A 15081-nucleotide genomic window follows, 5' to 3' on the forward strand; every position below is an offset into this window, starting at 1 on the left:
CGCACGGTGACGATCGCTCGGCAGCCGCCGGGATCGTTGGTGCAAGACCTGCGGTCGATTCCGGTTCTGTTCGGGTGCCCTCCGGGCCGCAGAGGTGACGCGGTCCGGTTCTTTCTGCATCGCCCGGCGGCACAAGGGCGACTCAATTTCCCATTCAGCGCAGTGCCATCCTGGTGCCAGCGCCACTTCGCTCGCTGTTACGTACCGGTCCCGCGGCGACGGTAACCCGTCACGGGGAAAATAGACGTGGATGTGCGGTGTCAGCATGAGCGGACATCGATCGAGTCGCGCTGGGCTCGATTGCGCTTTCCACCAACATGCCGGGAATCGGAATGCCAGTCCGTGCCGCCGACATACTCGGCCGCGAAGGGCTGCGCCGGATTGACGCCGTCGCCTGGTGCACCTGGCGCCTTCGGCATTCGCAAGTCGACGGCGACCTGGCCGCTATCGGAGCAGACGACGTTCAGGATGCCTGGACGTGTGCCGGAATGCGGGACGCGTGCGTCGTCTCGCAACTCGACATCGAAGTACCGGGCCGTCGTCTCTTCAACGGCCCAGCGCGGATAGGTTTTTTCCGAGCGGTCTTGCGGCGGAAACAACTGCGGCATGCGAGTCAGTCGGTGCCGGCCATGGATAACGCGACTCGGCAGCTCAGAAGCCTGGTGAGTTTGCGGGATCGATTGCGACCTTCGATCCCGTATGAACATTCTTCAGCCTGTCGTTCGCAATCGTGTGCGCGTTCGACGAGGGTGACACCGCAATCGGGGCGTGAGCGTGTGCGCAGGCCGGCAACTGGCTGCCGACGAGCCATTGTGTCGCCAGTCATGGCAATTTTCATCGAGCATGTGTGTGGCGGCTCTTTGCCGGACCGGCCGCTATCTGCGCGCTGTTTGCTCGGTGTCGTCCCGGGTGCCGCCATTCGACTGCCGACGACGTTGTCGTTCGCCGTCGCGCAATCGATGAGCACACGGATCCGATCGGGAAGATGCTTGAAACCGGAAAGGCAAGGATGATGGCCGCCGTCTACGGACACGTGCCGCGCGAGGCGGTGGAGGCGCTGTCCGCTGCATGGCGGCGCGCCAACCTGATGGGGGGAGTCGCAACGTGCCCGGATACTAGGGCACGTTGCGGACGCAACTGCCATCAATGCGTGAAAAGCGTTCGCTCCGCTCCGCCGATTGCCGCGTCATTCATCGCCATGATCGGCTCGACGTCGAAACCTTCAACACGCCATGCATCGATCCCCCCAGTGAGCGGCAATGCAAGCTTGACGCCAGACAGTCGCAACCGCCTGGCCACCGACGCCGCAGACACTTCGTTCGGACACGCACAATAGATGACGAGCGTCCGGTTCGCCCCATAGCGTTCCATGATCTGCCCGGGCTTGCGTTCGTCGGCAATCACGGCGCCCGGAATGACAAACGGATCGCGCATGCGTCGTTCGGTGGAGCGGATATCGATCACGACGGGCCGCGGATTGTTCGCGAGCAACGCATGCAATTCACCCGCGCTGATCCGCGCCTTCTCGAGCGCATTGGCCAGCGTGAGTCGCCGGCAGTGGCGATACGCGACATACAGCAACGGTGCGATGCCGACGACGATGAGCGCGTGCCAGCCGAGACGGGCGACCAGGGAAAAGATCACGTCGATCTGCGAAGCGAATAGTGCACCGATGGCCAGGCCGACCGACGCCCAAAGCGCAACGCCGGCGCAATCGTGCAGGACGAAGGCGCGCAACCTGACGGCCATCGCACCGCACAGGGGAACGGCAACGAGCGACAGGCCGGGTACGAACCGCGCAACCACCAGTACGCGGACGCCCCAGCGCCCAAAAAAGCGCTCCGTCGTCCGGACGCACGTTTCACGTGACTGCGACAATTTGCAGACCGTATGAAGCGTGCGCTTGCCGTACCGCTTGCCGCCCTGAAACCAGACCAGGTCGCCGAGCACGCCGCCAATCACGGCGGCGCCCAGTATCGCCGCGAAATGCAGCACCGTCGCCGACGCAACGTGCGTGACGAGCGCAATGCCCGCTCCCACCGTGATCAATGTCGGTATGGCCGGCAAGGGCAGGCCCAGCGAAGATCCAAGCACGTTCAGGAATACGACCAACGTGCCATACCGTGCGATCAGTTCATGCGAAATCACGATGCTCTCCTTGTGGCTTGCACGTATCGGTGTCGAAGGTCGCTCATTGCGCTGCCGTGAACTGCGGTGTCCGACGCCGGTTCCGGACTTGCCGTCATCGAAACGGTCCGACACATCGAGTCCGCGACGGAGGCAGCCGGACCGCACATCGGCCGATGTCCGGCCCGGGAAAGAACCGTTCGCTCGCACGGTGGAAAGCACGGCGGCGCGGCGCCGTGCTCCGATGTTCTCCGCCTTCGCCGCGGCCATGCTCGACCAACTCGAATGGAATGGCCGGGGGAAGAAGCCGGTACGCGCTACCTGGCGGCGGACGGTTCATCTTCCGGCTCGCGTCTTGATGGCGGAAGCGTGTCCTTGCCGGGCCCGGCAGTTTCATTGGCATCCTGTCGATAGCGGTGCACGTCGCGCGTGACGAAGCCGATCTCGCGGCTCGGAATCTCGAACCACTCGGGATGTCCGAACGAACGGCGAATATCCTCGAGGCCGCTCGCCCAATGCTCGCGCATCGTCTCCTTGCTGAATTCGTAGTCCTTGTAGTGCCCCTCGAACGACTTGTTCTTGTAGATCAGGTGAACGACATTCACCGCGCTGCCGTCCGCCGTTTTTTGCGCCTCCTGCAACAGAGGGTGCGCAAGCCGCACGTTTTCGGGGATGTGTTCGAGCAGCGCCTTGATCATCTGCGCATGCTTCTGGTTCTGCGACATGAACGCTGTGATGGCTCGCGTGCGGCTCGAATATTGAATGTCCTTGGTGCGCTCGCTGACATCGAGGAAATCGCCCGGCAGCTTGCCTCGCGAGCTCCACAGGTCGATCTGGAAAACGAGCGTGTCCTTGTGCTGGCTTTCCCGGATGATCTCGGTGAGCGGCGTGTTGGAAACCAGCCCGCCGTCCCAATAGAACTCGCCATCGATTTCGACCGCCGGAAAACCCGGCGGCAGCGCGCCGGAGGCGATGAAATGCTCCGGCGCCAGACGCATTTTCGTATTGTCGAAATAGACGAGATTGCCCGTTCGAACGTTGACGGCGCCAACGGATACGCGAATGTTCCCGTCGTTGATGCGATCGAAGTTTGCATACTGCAAAAGCGTTTCACGCAACGCCGACGTGTCGTAGTGGCTGACCTGGTCGGGGCGCTTCCGGCCGATCCCGGCGAAAGGCACATGCATGCGCGGCGAGAAGAACCCGCTCTGACCTTCCATCAGCGTGCGCGTTGCGGCCCATGCGCTCGACCACTTTCGACCGATGTGCTCGAGCCCGGGCCACGCCGGCATGAACGCGCCGATGTGCGAGAGCGCATCGGCCGGCTGACTGATGGTGTTCCAGAAGCCGCGCAACGCTTCCGCTCGATCCGCGGGCGCATTGCCGGCGATGATCGCCGTATTCAGCGCACCGATCGATACCCCGGATATTCTCGTCGGTTCCACGCCGACTTCGGCCATGCCTTCGTATACGCCGGCCTGGTATGAGCCCAGTGCGCCGCCGCCCTGCAGCACAAGCCCGATTTCGTCGTAGGCGGGGAGATCGATGCAATGGGGTTGCTTCAGCTTGTTGCGCTGGCTCGAATACATGGTTTTCTCCTTACTGCATGAACCAGCCGTGGCTGACGACGATCGATTGCCCGGTGAGCGCGGTCGATTCGAAGCCGGCGAGGAAGGCAACCGTGTTCGCGACATCGGCCAGCGACGTGAATTCGCCGTCGACCGTCTCCTTCAGCATCACGTCCTTCACGACCTGCTGTTCGGAGATTCCCAGCGCCTTCGCCTGTTCGGGGATCTGCTTGTCGACCAGCGGGGTTCGGACGAAGCCCGGGCACACGACATTGGCGCGCACGTTACGCGGCCCGCCTTCTTTCGCGACAACCCGCGCGAGACCGAGCAACCCGTGTTTCGCGGTTACGTAAGCCGACTTGAGCTGCGAGGCCTCGTGCGAATGCACCGAGCCCATGTAGATCACCGAGCCGCCCTTGTTCGACGCGTACATGTGCCGGATCGCGGCCCGGGTCGTCAGGAACGCACCGTCGAGGTGAATGGCGAGCATCTTCTTCCAGTCGGAGAATGCGTAGTCCTCGATCCGGTTGACGATCTGGATGCCGGCATTCGACACGAGCACATCGATGCCGCCCAGCCGGTCCACCGTTTCGGCCACACCCGCATCGACCGCTTCCTCGCTGGTTACGTCCATCGCGACCGCAAGCGCTTTCCCGCCGTCGGCAACGATGTCGTCGGCGACCTTTCGAGCGTTCGCGAGATTCAGATCCGCGATCACCACCGTTGCGCCGTCTTTCGCGAGCTTGCGCGCGCACACTTCGCCGATACCGCTTGCCGCACCTGTCACGAGTGCAACCTTGTCGTTCATTGCCATACGTCCTCCGTGAGATTACTGGTTGACCGCGAGTTTCAACGACTCGACAGGGGCGAGATAGTCATAAGCCACTTCGCCGATCCCGAGCGTGAGATTCGCAATGACGTGACGTGCGCCGATCACCTTTCGAACCGGCAGATCGGCGACCGATGCGAGTGCGTGGGGATGCAGTTCGAGCGCTGCAGGCCCTTCCCACGCGCCGATCACGTCGACATCGCGCAGGAAGAAGCGCACGAGTTCGCAGATGCGCGCCGAGCCATCGACGTGCGGAATCACCTTGAGCAGATAGTTGGGCGTATCGGCGAGCTTGCGGCGCTCGGCCGCCGTGTCGAGTGCGCGATACTTGTAGCCCATCGTTCCGGTGGCGATGCGCTGCGTGCCATAGTCGAGCGTGCCGAGCAGGGTGTCCTTGCCGTCGATGCAAAGCTTCGGCGAAGCCAGTTTCTTGGGAAAGCCCCAGATTTCGCGTCCAGCCGCGATCGGGCCTTCGTCGTCCAGATACATCGCGTGCGTGAAGTTGGCCCGGTTGCCGTCCTCGTCGAGCACGGAGATCACCTGGCCGCTTTCCGTGTAGTCGCCGAACCCCGACGAGTCGGGCATGCGGATGAACTCGTAATGGACGATTGCGTGGTCGACCGTCAGGGGCTCGGGGACGACGGCCCGAAGCGCGTCCATGTCCGTCTCGTACGAGATGATGAAGTACTCGCGGTTGATGAAGCGGAAGGGCGGACGCGGATACGCCGGATTGTGCACGGGCATCGCAAAGGCGTTGTTGCGGATATCTTCTTCTGTCACGGATCGTTCCTCGCTTGGTGAGGTGCTGCGTAACACTCGTCGCCACGGCTTTCGTTGCCGCGGTGAATGACGCGCGATCGCGCAACGCGGTGATGACTCGCTGCGCGCATTCGCACGTTTCTCTCTTACGGTGTCGCGTCGTTTCCCGGATCGCATCGGGCAGCGTGAGCGGCCACCGTCAGGACCAAGCGTAGGCGATGTCGTGTTGCGGCAGTAGCCCTGAACAGGACCTCACCGTGTTGTCTCGGCGACAACAATCAACGACAGGAGGGCCGGTGCACAACGATGAGACATGCCGGCCCGGATACACCGAATTCCCTAGAGCGCGATGACCGCCTGGCTCGACGGATCGCCGGCATGTTCTCCGAGAATATGCTTCAGATCGCGCTCGATCGAGCTGCACATCGTCGAAATGGGAACGTCGTTTGCGCCGCCCTCGAACGGATTTTCCGTGCTTTCACCAACCTGCTCGAGCGACGTGTACATCCACGATACCGCGACGCTGCACGGCACGACCAGCCATACCATATTGCCGTGCATGAAGCCGCTCACGCCGTCATTCAGTCTGTCGAATTCGTGAAGCAATCCGAACGGGAAGGAAAAGCAGAAGAACCTCACGAACAGCGAGCTGACCGTCGCATACTGGCGTGGATAGGGAAAGTTCTTGAAACGTTCCGATTTCGACTGTAGATCGATGAAATCGCCGACAAGCTTTTGAAGTTCCATATAGAAGCTTGAATTCAGGTGTCCCGCCTGGTGAAGCATCCTGAGCGAGCTCCCTTGCAGGCTCAGCACGAATGTCGGGATCGAGGCGGATGAAAGCGCTTGCGCCGTTTCGGACGGAGACAGATATTCCGGCAATAACTTGCCGAGATCCTTTTCCCACTCCGGAACACGATAGAACCGGCGATATTCGGCGTTGTAGCGTTTGCTCGTGCTTTCCCAGACAAGCGGCCGACGCAGGTCGTATCGCAACGCGGTCAGCCAGGCGAGGTGCCGGTACACCAGTTTCCGGGCAATCGCCTCATCTTCGACCAGATCCCGCGTGAGCTGGCCCCAGCGGCGGCTTTTGCTCAGTATGTCGGTCCAGATGTCCAGCGCGTCCATTGCCCTGTTGTACGTTTGAACGTTCTTGAAGCCGACGATGAACGACGTTGCCGTTCCGAGCATCACCACGATCGTAAGGGGTACGGATAACCATGTGAAGGAGAAGAACTTGTAAAGCACAACCGGTACGGAGCCGCAAATAAGAAGTTCGTAAATTTTCCAGCGAGTCCAGATCAGGAACTCGGAGAATTTATACGATTTTCCAAGATGCATTTTTGTGCCTCGGGATATTGAAGGTTATGATGAATACGGTTTTCTGACAACGTACGCAGCCGCGCGAATACCCACTCCGTCCGACCGTGGCAGGACCGCTTCGTGGGCGCTGTGCATTCGGTCTTCGTGACGTACGAGCGGACGATCGTCCGTTACGCATGATGCCCGACGCTTGATTCGGCGGAACGGGATTGATTGGTGCCGAAGAGGCAACACCATGAGCCTGATCGCAGGTCTACCGGGCAATGCCGCACCGACCTACGATGACTTCGTGCGGCGCATTGCCGCGAACGACTCCGCCGGACACGAGTGTTCGCGGTCCCGTCGAGGAACCCGCGACGGGCATGTCGACCATGTTCGGCTTCGCGTCGAATACACCGCAATCGCGATATTTCGCTCCGGCTGTCGAGGCGCGACTTCGGTTGCAGGGGAACCGACGTTGTTCCAAAGGCGCGGCAGCGCGCGGCGCTCGTGAAGGAGCGCCGAGTAACGAAGCAGGTACCCGTTGCATCGAGTTCGGTGCCTGTCGTCGATCTTGCAGTTTTCCAACCGAAGGCAAAAATCATGTCGCAGAAAATCTTGATCGTGGGTGCCGGCTTCGCCGGAGTGTGGGGTGCACTGGGTGCGGCTCGCGTGCTTGACAAGGCCGGTGTGGGAAGCGGCGACGTGGAAATCACGTTGATCTCCCCGAAACCCGAATTGCAGATCCGGCCGCGACTGTACGAAAGCGAGCCGCAACGGATGGCCGCACCGCTGCTGCCGCTGCTCGACGCCGTCGGCGTGAATTTCGTCGAGGGCAGTGTCGAGGAGATTTCGGTTCGCGAGAAGACGCTCGTTGTTGCGCTGTCCGACGGACAAAAGCGTTTGCTGGCGTATGACAGGTTGCTGCTGACCAGTGGCAGCTCGTTGAGCAGACCGCCGGTTCCGGGGTTGGCGGAACATGCGTTCTCGGTCGATCGTATCGAAGACGCGGTAGCGCTCGATGCGCATTTCGCTGCGCTGGCGAAGCTGCCGGATTCTCCGGCACGCAATACGGTCGCCGTTGTCGGCTGTGGTTTTACGGGTATCGAGGTCGCCACCGAATTGCCGAAGCGCCTGCGCGAGTGGTTTGGCGCCGACGTTGCGAGTCGTGTTGTCGTGATCGGAGCGCAGGACGAAATTGGTCCCGATCTTGGCCCCAATCCTCGGCCGTACGTATCGGAAGCCTTCGACTCGCTGGGCATCGAGACCGTACTCGGATCGCGCGTCGTGTCGGTCGAGGCTGACGGCGTTCGCACCGCGTCGGGCACCCATGTCGAAGCGATGACCGTGATCTGGGCCGGCGGGATGCGTGCGAGTTCACTGACGGCGCAAGTCTCGTCGCATCTTGACCCGCTCGGGCGCGTCGAGGTGACGCCCGATCTTCGCGTGGCGGAAGCCCCCCACGTGTTCGTGGCGGGAGATGTGGCGCGCGCCCGGAGCGACGATGACGGGCACTACGCGTTGATGTCCTGTCAACACGCGATCGTGATGGGGCAATTCGGCGGGCACAACGTCGCCGCGGATCTGATCGGGGAGGCCACGCTGGCATACCGGCAGCCGTTCTATGCGACCTGCCTCGACCTTGGCGAATGGGGCGCGGTTTACTCGGAAGGCTGGGATCGTCAGATCAAGCTGACGCATGCGGATGGAAAGGCGCGCAAACAGGTGATCAACACGCAGTGGATCTACCCGCCGGCGCCGAATCGCACCGAAGCGTTGGCAGCGGGCAACCCGCAAGCGTCGTCCGATTGACGCATTCGCGCCGCCTGATCGGTCGCGATATGCGCGGCTGGTCAGGCGGGCGGCGATGAGCGTCTTCGTCAGATAATCGCGCCGCCGCCGCCGCCGCCCGCGGGGCGGCGAGTCAGTCGACGACGGTCACGATATTGACGGACCCTTGCCTGGCCATCTTTGCATACGGGCACAAGCGTTCCGCAGTTCGAACCATCTCTTCCGCAGTGCTTCGGTCTACACCAGGCATCCGGACCCGCACGTCGATGACCAGTGCATAACCGCCATCCATCGGATCGCGGCCAAACGACACTTGCACTTCCACGACAGTGTCGGTGATCTCCAAGGCGGCGCGCTTCTCGATCAGGTTCAACGCCCCGTGGAAGCACGCGGCGAAGCCCGCCGCGAACAGTTGTTCTGGATTGGTGCCGTTGCCGGGACCGCCGAACTCGGCGGGCAGCCGCAGATCCACGGCCAGATTGCCGTCATCCGAACGTGCGACGCCGGATGCGCGGCCGTGCCCCGTCTCGCCGCCGGAAACCGTGACGGTCGTCGTATAGAGGGGATGGAAGTCCCGGCCCCGATACCGGTCGAGGAGGGAAAGCGGGGGAGCTTGCAGTTTCTTGTCGTGCATGATGCATTCTCGAGTTCAAGGACGCGCGTTCCGATCCCGGTCGGTCGATTCGTCGAAGCGTCTTGCGAAGGCGGGCTGCACTGCCCGGGCAGACATCATCTTCGAGAAGTGGCATGGAACGAATGGTCATATAAGGAATGCGGCAATCTCGTGATGCAGCCCGATTCCTGGTTGGTCCGCGGGACAAAGCCGCCCCCATGCTAAAGGAGTGCGGGTGGCGGCGGTATGGCCGCCGAGGGAGACATGATGTTTCCCGTTCGACACCAATCCGGGCCGACGGCGTCCGGCTGCCGCCGGTGCGCTTGATGATGGCCATTGCGCCGCTCCCGCTCGCAGGCCCGGAGAAACGCGGCTGCGGGCTCGTACCCCCGGGCGCGACGGCGCGTGCCGGGCTTCAGCGATCCACGCACGCGCGCAGCGTTTGCGCGAGGCGGCGCGCTTCGCCGGCATCGGCGATGTTCGCGAATCCGATGATGAGGCCGCGCGGCGTTTGCCGCGTGCGGCTGTTCGCATACCAGATAGACAGCGGCAAGATCGCGAGCCCCGCGTCGCGGGCGCGTGCTGCAACGGCGACGTCGTCGACCGGGCCGTCGGGCCCGTCGGGAAACTGCACCGCGAACTGGATGCCGCCGACGGGCAATTCGACGATCAAGCGCTCGCCGAACGCTTGCTGCAACGCGTGCACGATCAGCGTGCGTCGTTCGCCATACAGCGTGCGCATCCGCTTCAGATGGCGGGCAAAGTGCCCCTGTTCGATGAAATCCGCCATGGCCGCCTGCAGGAGCGTCGGCGAGCCGGCGTTCATGCTGCCCGCGACCCGTTCGACGCGCTCCACGGCACGCTCCGGCACGACCGCGTACGCAAGCCGCAAGCCGGGATACATCGCCTTGCTGAACGTGCTGCAATAGATCACGTGATCCCGCCGGTCGAGACTCTTCAACGCCGGCAGCGGGCGGCCCAGATAGCGAAACTCGCTGTCGTAGTCGTCCTCGACGATCCAGCCCGACGCTTTTTCGGCCCAATCCAGCAGGGCGATGCGTCGGGCAAGCGACAGCGTATGCCCGAGCGGGCTCTGATGCGACGGCGTCACCAGCGCGAAGCGTGCGCGTGCGTCCAGCTGCATGCCGCGTTCGACGTCGATCCCTTCGGCGTCCACCGGCACCGGCACCAGCTGGACACCGGTCTCGGACAGAAAGCCGCGTGCGAGCAGATAGCCGGGATCCTCGAACCATACCCGGTCGTTCGGACGCGCGAGGCTGCGCAGCACGAGTTCCAGCGTCGCGCGGTAGCCGCCGGTGATGAACACCTGTTCCGGCGCGCAGGTGACGCCGCGCGACAGGGTCAGATAGGTGGCGATGTGCTCGCGCAGCGGCCGGTAGCCGAGCGGATTCGGGTAGCCGAGCAGCGCGCGGTCGCTGCTGCGCGCGCGCAGCGACACGAGCCGGTGCCATACCTTGCGCGGAAATGCGTCGAGCGCCGGGAGCCCGGGTTGCAACGGGCGCGGCTCGCCGCTCATCGCGACGGCGATCGGCTGCGGGCGCGGCGGAGCTCGACTGTCGCACGGCATGTCCGGCGCCCGTTGCGAACCGGCGTCTGCGGCGCACTGCGCCGGTTCGACGGCACGCGCGGGCAGCGAACCCGTCAGCGATATCGGCAGGGACGGCGACACGAACGTGCCTGCCGCGCCGCGCATTTGCAGATAACCCTCGTCGACCAGGATCGTGTAAGCCTGTTCGACGGTGCCGCGCGCGGTGTTCAGTTGCGTCGCCAGGCCGCGCAGCGCGGGCACGCGATCGCCGGGACGCAGATGGCCCGCGGCGATCGCGGTTCTGAACCGCTCGCAGATCTGCAGATAGATCGGCAACTGATGGTGCCGGTCGATTTCGATGGCCAGGGTGGGCGTTGACGCAGACATCATGGCCTTGTGGGTGACGGGAACGGCATGGACTAGTTTGATCGACGATTCTTGGCTCTTATCGATAGGACATGATACTTCCACAATTGCGGCACGCGATGTGACGGGCATGACCTTCTTCGTCGGAGACGGCGTCCGTCACGCGCCCAGTGGATTCAAATGAAATCCTTTCGTCAGGAGATTTTGCGATGAAGATCGTTGTCATCGGCGGTTCGGGACTGATCGGCTCGCGTGTCGTCACGCTGCTGGGCGAAGCGGGCCATCAGGCGCTCGCTGCATCGCCGCGCACCGGCGTCAATAGCATCACGGGCGAAGGCCTGACCGACGCGTTGACCGATGCGGACGTCGTCGTGGACGTGGCGAATGCACCATCTTGGGAACCGCAGGCGGTGCTGGACTTCTTCCGTACTTCAGCGCGTAATCTCGGCAAGGCCGAAGTGGCCGCAGGCGTGCGCCATCACGTCGCGCTTTCGATCGTCGGCTGCGACCGGATGCCGGAGAACGGCTATTTCGCGGCCAAGGTCGCGCAGGAACAGGCGATCGAAGCAGCGGGCGTGCCGTACACGATCGTGCGCGCAACGCAATTCATGGAGTTCATCGGCGGGATTGCGGATTTCGGCACGGAAGGCGGTGTGGTTCGCGTTGGCGACGGGCTGTTTCAGCCGATCGCCGCGGAAGACGTCTCGGCGCTCCTCGCACAGATCGCGCTTGCCGGGCCGCTGAACGGCACGGTCGAGATCGCGGGCCCGGATCGCGCGCCGTTCGCGGAGATCGTCGCACGCTATCTGAAATCGGTCGGCGACACGCGCGCCGTGGTGACCGATCGTGACGCCCGCTACTACGGCGGCCGCGTCGAGGAAAAATCGCTGGTGCCGCTCGGGCCCGCGCGACTCGGCCGCATCGGTCTCGACCAGTGGCTCGCAAGAAGCTGATTCGCGTTCGCACGTGTGACGGTTCGCTGGCGCAGGCCAGCGACGGGCAATCGTGATGAGCGGCATGTCTGGAGGCAGCGGAAATGAATCAATCGGATACATCGGAGCATGGCGTTCGTCGCGACCTGGCCGGTCGCGCCGATGCACTGTCGGCGAGCTTCGGTGCAAGCTACGCGGGCATCCTTGCATTCGTCGCAGTGGCGAGCGAGGGGAGTTTTACGAAGGCCGCCGAACGTCTCGGCGTCGGCCGGCCGGCCGTGAGCCGGAACGTCCAGAAGCTGGAAGCGCAGTTGAGTACGCGGCTGTTCCAGCGGACCACGCGCATGACCGAACTGACTTGCGAAGGCCAGCGATTCTTCGAGAACTGCCACCAGGGCGTCGCGCAGATCGTCGAAGCCATGAACGACATGCTGGAACTGCGGCAGGGGCCGCCGCGCGGCCTCATTCGGATCAGCTCGGCGGTGGGATTCGGCAGGAAAGTCGTTGCGCCGTTGCTTGAAACGTTTGCGCGGGCCTACCCCGATATCGTCATCGATCTGCTGCTCGACGACCGGCCGATCGACCTGGTGTCGGAACGGATCGACATCTCGTTCCGCAACGGACGCATCGAGGACTCCAGCATCATCGCGCGGCAACTGATTCCGATGCAGATGGCGCTGTGCGCGGCGCCGTCGTATGTGGCCAGGCATGGCCTTCCGCAGCGTCTGGAGGATCTGGCCCGGCACGAGTGCATCAATTTCCGTCTTGCCAGCGGTCGCGTACTCGAATGGGAATTCAATGTCGACGGCCGCCTGCAAAAGTACCTGCCGACGTCCCGCCTCACGTTCAACGATACGGATCTGGTGTTGCGTGCGGTTCTGAACGGATCGGGCATTGCGCAGATGGCGGGTTATCAGATCCGCGACCATATCGCATCGAACGAGCTCGTCGTCGCGCTGGCGAAGCATGTGCCGGACGATCGCGGGCACTATATCTGCTATCTGAGCCGGCAACATCTTCCGACGCGCATTCGTATTTTCGTCGACTTCATGACCGAGCAGATACGTGCGCTCGACCTGAACTGCATGACGCGGTTCAACCCGGACAGCCCCGATGCTTCGTCACCCGAACTGGCGGCGTGACGAAGCGGTGACAGAGAGCCGTTCGGGCCCGAGCGCACGGCTTCGGTGACGCGTCGCCCCGCACTCGATTGCGCTTCTCCGTTGCACGCGCAACGAAATCTGTCCGTGCACACTGGAAACCCCCGTTTCCGACTCGGCCGACAGCAGCGCACCGGCTACAGGCCGTTCAAGTCGCGCGCGATCGCGCCGTAGCGCAGGCGGCACGACCATGTGCTCGCCGGCCATTCCACTCCCGGTAATTTCCGGAAACCCTCACCTTCCCGATATCGGCCGGCATCCCCACTTTTGGGGATGCCGGCGCCGGTCAGTCCGCCTACGATTGGCAACAGTGCATCGGGGACGGATGTAACCGGAGCGCGCGGACAGGGTCGCCATTCCGTGTCGAACGCCGGGAATGTCCACGCAGTTGACCGACACGGTCTTTGCGTACGCCGACGAGCAACGTGTGCGGTGCGTCGTTTGCATCGTCGCACGATGGCGCGTCGATAACGGAAGGCCTGATGTCGCATTTCGGGGAATTTCAATCATTATGCTGGCACGAGACTATGTGGAACGAGAGCTTTCTCACATCCAGAGAATGGTGGCTCTGCTGGACAGCGAGACGATCGCTGAAGACGTGTCGATGTCGGGCGCCGGACGCGTGAGGCACCCGAGTTACTGGCGAGGGCGGATCGAGGAACTGCTGTCGACGCCCGATGTGCCGCGGCACCTCAGGCAGCTCAGCGAAGCGGTGCTCGCGAAGATCGACGCGATCGAGTTGCGATACGTGGCGATGAGGTAGGTGCGCCGCCGGTGCTGCCGGTGATTGCGCCGACACGCGCCGGCCGCCGCGCCGGGCGGCGTGGGCGGCACGGCGCACCCGCACCGCCGTGATCGAACAACGTGGCCCTCCATCGTGCGATCGACCGCATAACCCGTTGCTTATCCGGCCGCCATCACCGCAAGCAACGCCGCGCGAAACGCGGCCATCTCCGCCGCGGTGCCGATGGATACGCGCAGGTATTCCGGCGGGCCGGACTCGCGAATCAGGACGCCGTGGCGCAGGAGTCCGCTCCAGATCCGGTGGCGATCGGCAAACCTGCCGAACATCACGAAGTTGGCGTCCGAATCGGCCACCGCGAAACCCTGGCTGCGCAGCCAGCAAACGGTTGCGTCGCGCTCGGCCTTGATCGCGTCGACCTGCGACAGCATCTCGTCACGCGCGACCAGCGCCGCGCAGGCGGCCGCCTGCGTAAAGGCGGACAGGTGATAGGGCAGTCGAACCAGCTTCAGCGCGTCGACGATCGCAGGCGCGCATGCGCAATACCCGACGCGGCCGCCCGCGAACTTGAACGCCTTGCTCAGCGTGCGGGTAACGACGAGCCGAGGATGGTCGGGCAGCAACGTCACCGCGCTGCGCACGCCGTGGCGCCGGAACTCCGCATACGCTTCGTCCACGACGACCACGCCCGGCGCGATGTCGAGAATCGCACGGATATCGTCGACGGGAAGCGCGGTCCCGGTCGGATTGTTCGGCGACGTCAGCAGTACCACGCTCGGCCGATGCTCGCGGATGCTGTCGATCGCCTGCTGCGGATCCAGCGCGAAATCCTCGGTGCGCGGCACCGTATGCAGGCGCGTGAAGGTCGTGCGGCAGTATTCGTCATACATCGGATACGCGGGCGTAAAGGCCAGCGCCGAGCGCTCCGGGCCGCCGAACGCCTGCAGAATCTGCTGGATCACTTCATTCGAGCCGTTGGCTGCCCAGACGCTCGATACGTCGACCGTCACGCCGGTGTCGTGCGTCAGATAGGCGGCCAGATGCGCTCGCAGCTCGGCAAAGTCGCGTTCGGGATAGCGGTTCGCCTGTCGCGCCGCGTCGGCCACCGCAGTCGCGATGCGCTCGACGAGCGACGGCGACGGCGGATACGGATTCTCGTTGACGTTCAGGCAGACCGGCACATCGAGTTGCGGCGCCCCGTACGCGTGCTGCAACTTGAGGTCCTCCCTGAGCGGCAAGTCCGACAAGGACACTTCCTTCCACGGTCGTTGCATTGGAAACACTCCGTACGTTATCGATCGATCGGCGCAGCAGGTTTCAGGGCGGCCAAAAACAAAAAAGGC

13 protein-coding genes are annotated in these 15081 nt (G+C 63.4%); 4 read left to right on the forward strand and 9 right to left on the reverse strand.

Features of this window, described 5'->3' with window-relative positions:
* Positions 1 to 260: 260 nt before the first annotated feature.
* From GD429_RS05810 to GD429_RS05835, 6 genes are all read right to left on the reverse strand, one after another.
* A complete protein-coding gene (locus tag GD429_RS05810) occupies positions 261 to 608 on the reverse strand; it encodes a hypothetical protein (protein ID WP_152856074.1) in 348 nt (115 codons plus the stop codon).
* Between the two features lie 535 nt (positions 609 to 1143).
* The gene (locus GD429_RS05815) at positions 1144 to 2397 is read right to left on the reverse strand and encodes a DedA family protein/thiosulfate sulfurtransferase GlpE (RefSeq protein WP_227791554.1); all 1254 of its coding nucleotides are present in this window, start codon (positions 2395 to 2397) and stop codon (positions 1144 to 1146) included.
* A 47-nt stretch (positions 2398 to 2444) separates the two neighbouring features.
* Entirely contained in the window at positions 2445 to 3716 is a 1272-nt protein-coding gene (locus GD429_RS05820; RefSeq protein ID WP_152856170.1) for a DUF3734 domain-containing protein, read from the reverse strand.
* Between the two features lie 10 nt (positions 3717 to 3726).
* Positions 3727 to 4509, reverse strand: a complete 783-nt coding sequence (locus GD429_RS05825) for a 3-hydroxybutyrate dehydrogenase (RefSeq protein WP_152856075.1) — start codon at positions 4507 to 4509, stop codon at positions 3727 to 3729.
* Between the two features lie 15 nt (positions 4510 to 4524).
* The gene (locus GD429_RS05830; RefSeq protein ID WP_321574423.1) at positions 4525 to 5304 is read right to left on the reverse strand and encodes an acetoacetate decarboxylase; all 780 of its coding nucleotides are present in this window, start codon (positions 5302 to 5304) and stop codon (positions 4525 to 4527) included.
* A 318-nt stretch (positions 5305 to 5622) separates the two neighbouring features.
* Positions 5623 to 6624, reverse strand: a complete 1002-nt coding sequence (locus GD429_RS05835) for a bestrophin family protein (protein WP_152856076.1) — start codon at positions 6622 to 6624, stop codon at positions 5623 to 5625.
* A gap of 564 nt (positions 6625 to 7188) precedes the next feature.
* Here GD429_RS05835 and GD429_RS05840 point away from each other — a divergent pair.
* Positions 7189 to 8397 carry an NAD(P)/FAD-dependent oxidoreductase gene (locus tag GD429_RS05840; protein ID WP_152856077.1) on the forward strand — a complete coding sequence of 403 codons (1209 nt, stop codon included), beginning with the start codon at positions 7189 to 7191 and terminating at the stop codon, positions 8395 to 8397.
* A gap of 112 nt (positions 8398 to 8509) precedes the next feature.
* On the opposite strand, the gene GD429_RS05845 is transcribed toward GD429_RS05840, so the two are convergent.
* On the reverse strand, positions 8510 to 9010 hold the full coding sequence (locus tag GD429_RS05845) for an Ohr family peroxiredoxin (RefSeq protein WP_152856078.1): 501 nt from the start codon (positions 9008 to 9010) through the stop codon (positions 8510 to 8512).
* Positions 9011 to 9404: 394 nt separating this feature from the next.
* A complete protein-coding gene (locus GD429_RS05850) occupies positions 9405 to 10925 on the reverse strand; it encodes a PLP-dependent aminotransferase family protein (RefSeq protein WP_152856172.1) in 1521 nt (506 codons plus the stop codon).
* A 188-nt stretch (positions 10926 to 11113) separates the two neighbouring features.
* Between GD429_RS05850 and GD429_RS05855 the strand changes: the two genes are divergently transcribed.
* The 3 genes from GD429_RS05855 (at position 11114) to GD429_RS05865 (ending at position 13759) form a co-directional block, all read left to right on the forward strand.
* Entirely contained in the window at positions 11114 to 11857 is a 744-nt protein-coding gene (locus tag GD429_RS05855; protein ID WP_152856079.1) for an SDR family oxidoreductase, read from the forward strand.
* 83 nt (positions 11858 to 11940) lie between these two features.
* The gene (locus GD429_RS05860) at positions 11941 to 12978 is read left to right on the forward strand and encodes a LysR family transcriptional regulator (protein ID WP_152856080.1); all 1038 of its coding nucleotides are present in this window, start codon (positions 11941 to 11943) and stop codon (positions 12976 to 12978) included.
* A 529-nt stretch (positions 12979 to 13507) separates the two neighbouring features.
* Entirely contained in the window at positions 13508 to 13759 is a 252-nt protein-coding gene (locus tag GD429_RS05865) for a hypothetical protein (RefSeq protein ID WP_152856173.1), read from the forward strand.
* Positions 13760 to 13899: 140 nt separating this feature from the next.
* Here GD429_RS05865 and GD429_RS05870 read toward each other — a convergent pair whose 3' ends face one another.
* Entirely contained in the window at positions 13900 to 15012 is a 1113-nt protein-coding gene (locus GD429_RS05870; RefSeq protein WP_152856081.1) for a histidinol-phosphate transaminase, read from the reverse strand.
* Between the last annotated feature and the right edge of the window lie 69 nt (positions 15013 to 15081).

Origin of the sequence: Burkholderia sp. BE17, assembly GCF_009362305.1 — a bacterium.
Taxonomy (GTDB): Bacteria; Pseudomonadota; Gammaproteobacteria; order Burkholderiales; family Burkholderiaceae; genus Burkholderia; species Burkholderia pyrrocinia_C.

Excerpts from the sequence above, each read along its gene's own strand:
- GD429_RS05810 (WP_152856074.1), bottom strand. The coding sequence starts at position 608 with ATGCCGCAGTTGTTTCCGCCGCAAGACCGCTCGGAAAAAACCTATCCG.
- GD429_RS05815 (WP_227791554.1), bottom strand. The coding sequence starts at position 2,397 with ATGGCCGCGGCGAAGGCGGAGAACATCGGAGCACGGCGCCGCGCCGCC.
- GD429_RS05820 (WP_152856170.1), bottom strand. The coding sequence starts at position 3,716 with ATGTATTCGAGCCAGCGCAACAAGCTGAAGCAACCCCATTGCATCGAT.
- GD429_RS05825 (WP_152856075.1), bottom strand. The coding sequence starts at position 4,509 with ATGGCAATGAACGACAAGGTTGCACTCGTGACAGGTGCGGCAAGCGGT.
- GD429_RS05835 (WP_152856076.1), bottom strand. The coding sequence starts at position 6,624 with ATGCATCTTGGAAAATCGTATAAATTCTCCGAGTTCCTGATCTGGACT.
- GD429_RS05840 (WP_152856077.1), top strand. The coding sequence starts at position 7,189 with ATGTCGCAGAAAATCTTGATCGTGGGTGCCGGCTTCGCCGGAGTGTGG.
- GD429_RS05845 (WP_152856078.1), bottom strand. The coding sequence starts at position 9,010 with ATGCACGACAAGAAACTGCAAGCTCCCCCGCTTTCCCTCCTCGACCGG.
- GD429_RS05850 (WP_152856172.1), bottom strand. The coding sequence starts at position 10,925 with ATGTCTGCGTCAACGCCCACCCTGGCCATCGAAATCGACCGGCACCAT.
- GD429_RS05855 (WP_152856079.1), top strand. The coding sequence starts at position 11,114 with ATGAAGATCGTTGTCATCGGCGGTTCGGGACTGATCGGCTCGCGTGTC.
- GD429_RS05860 (WP_152856080.1), top strand. The coding sequence starts at position 11,941 with ATGAATCAATCGGATACATCGGAGCATGGCGTTCGTCGCGACCTGGCC.
- GD429_RS05865 (WP_152856173.1), top strand. The coding sequence starts at position 13,508 with ATGCTGGCACGAGACTATGTGGAACGAGAGCTTTCTCACATCCAGAGA.
- GD429_RS05870 (WP_152856081.1), bottom strand. The coding sequence starts at position 15,012 with ATGCAACGACCGTGGAAGGAAGTGTCCTTGTCGGACTTGCCGCTCAGG.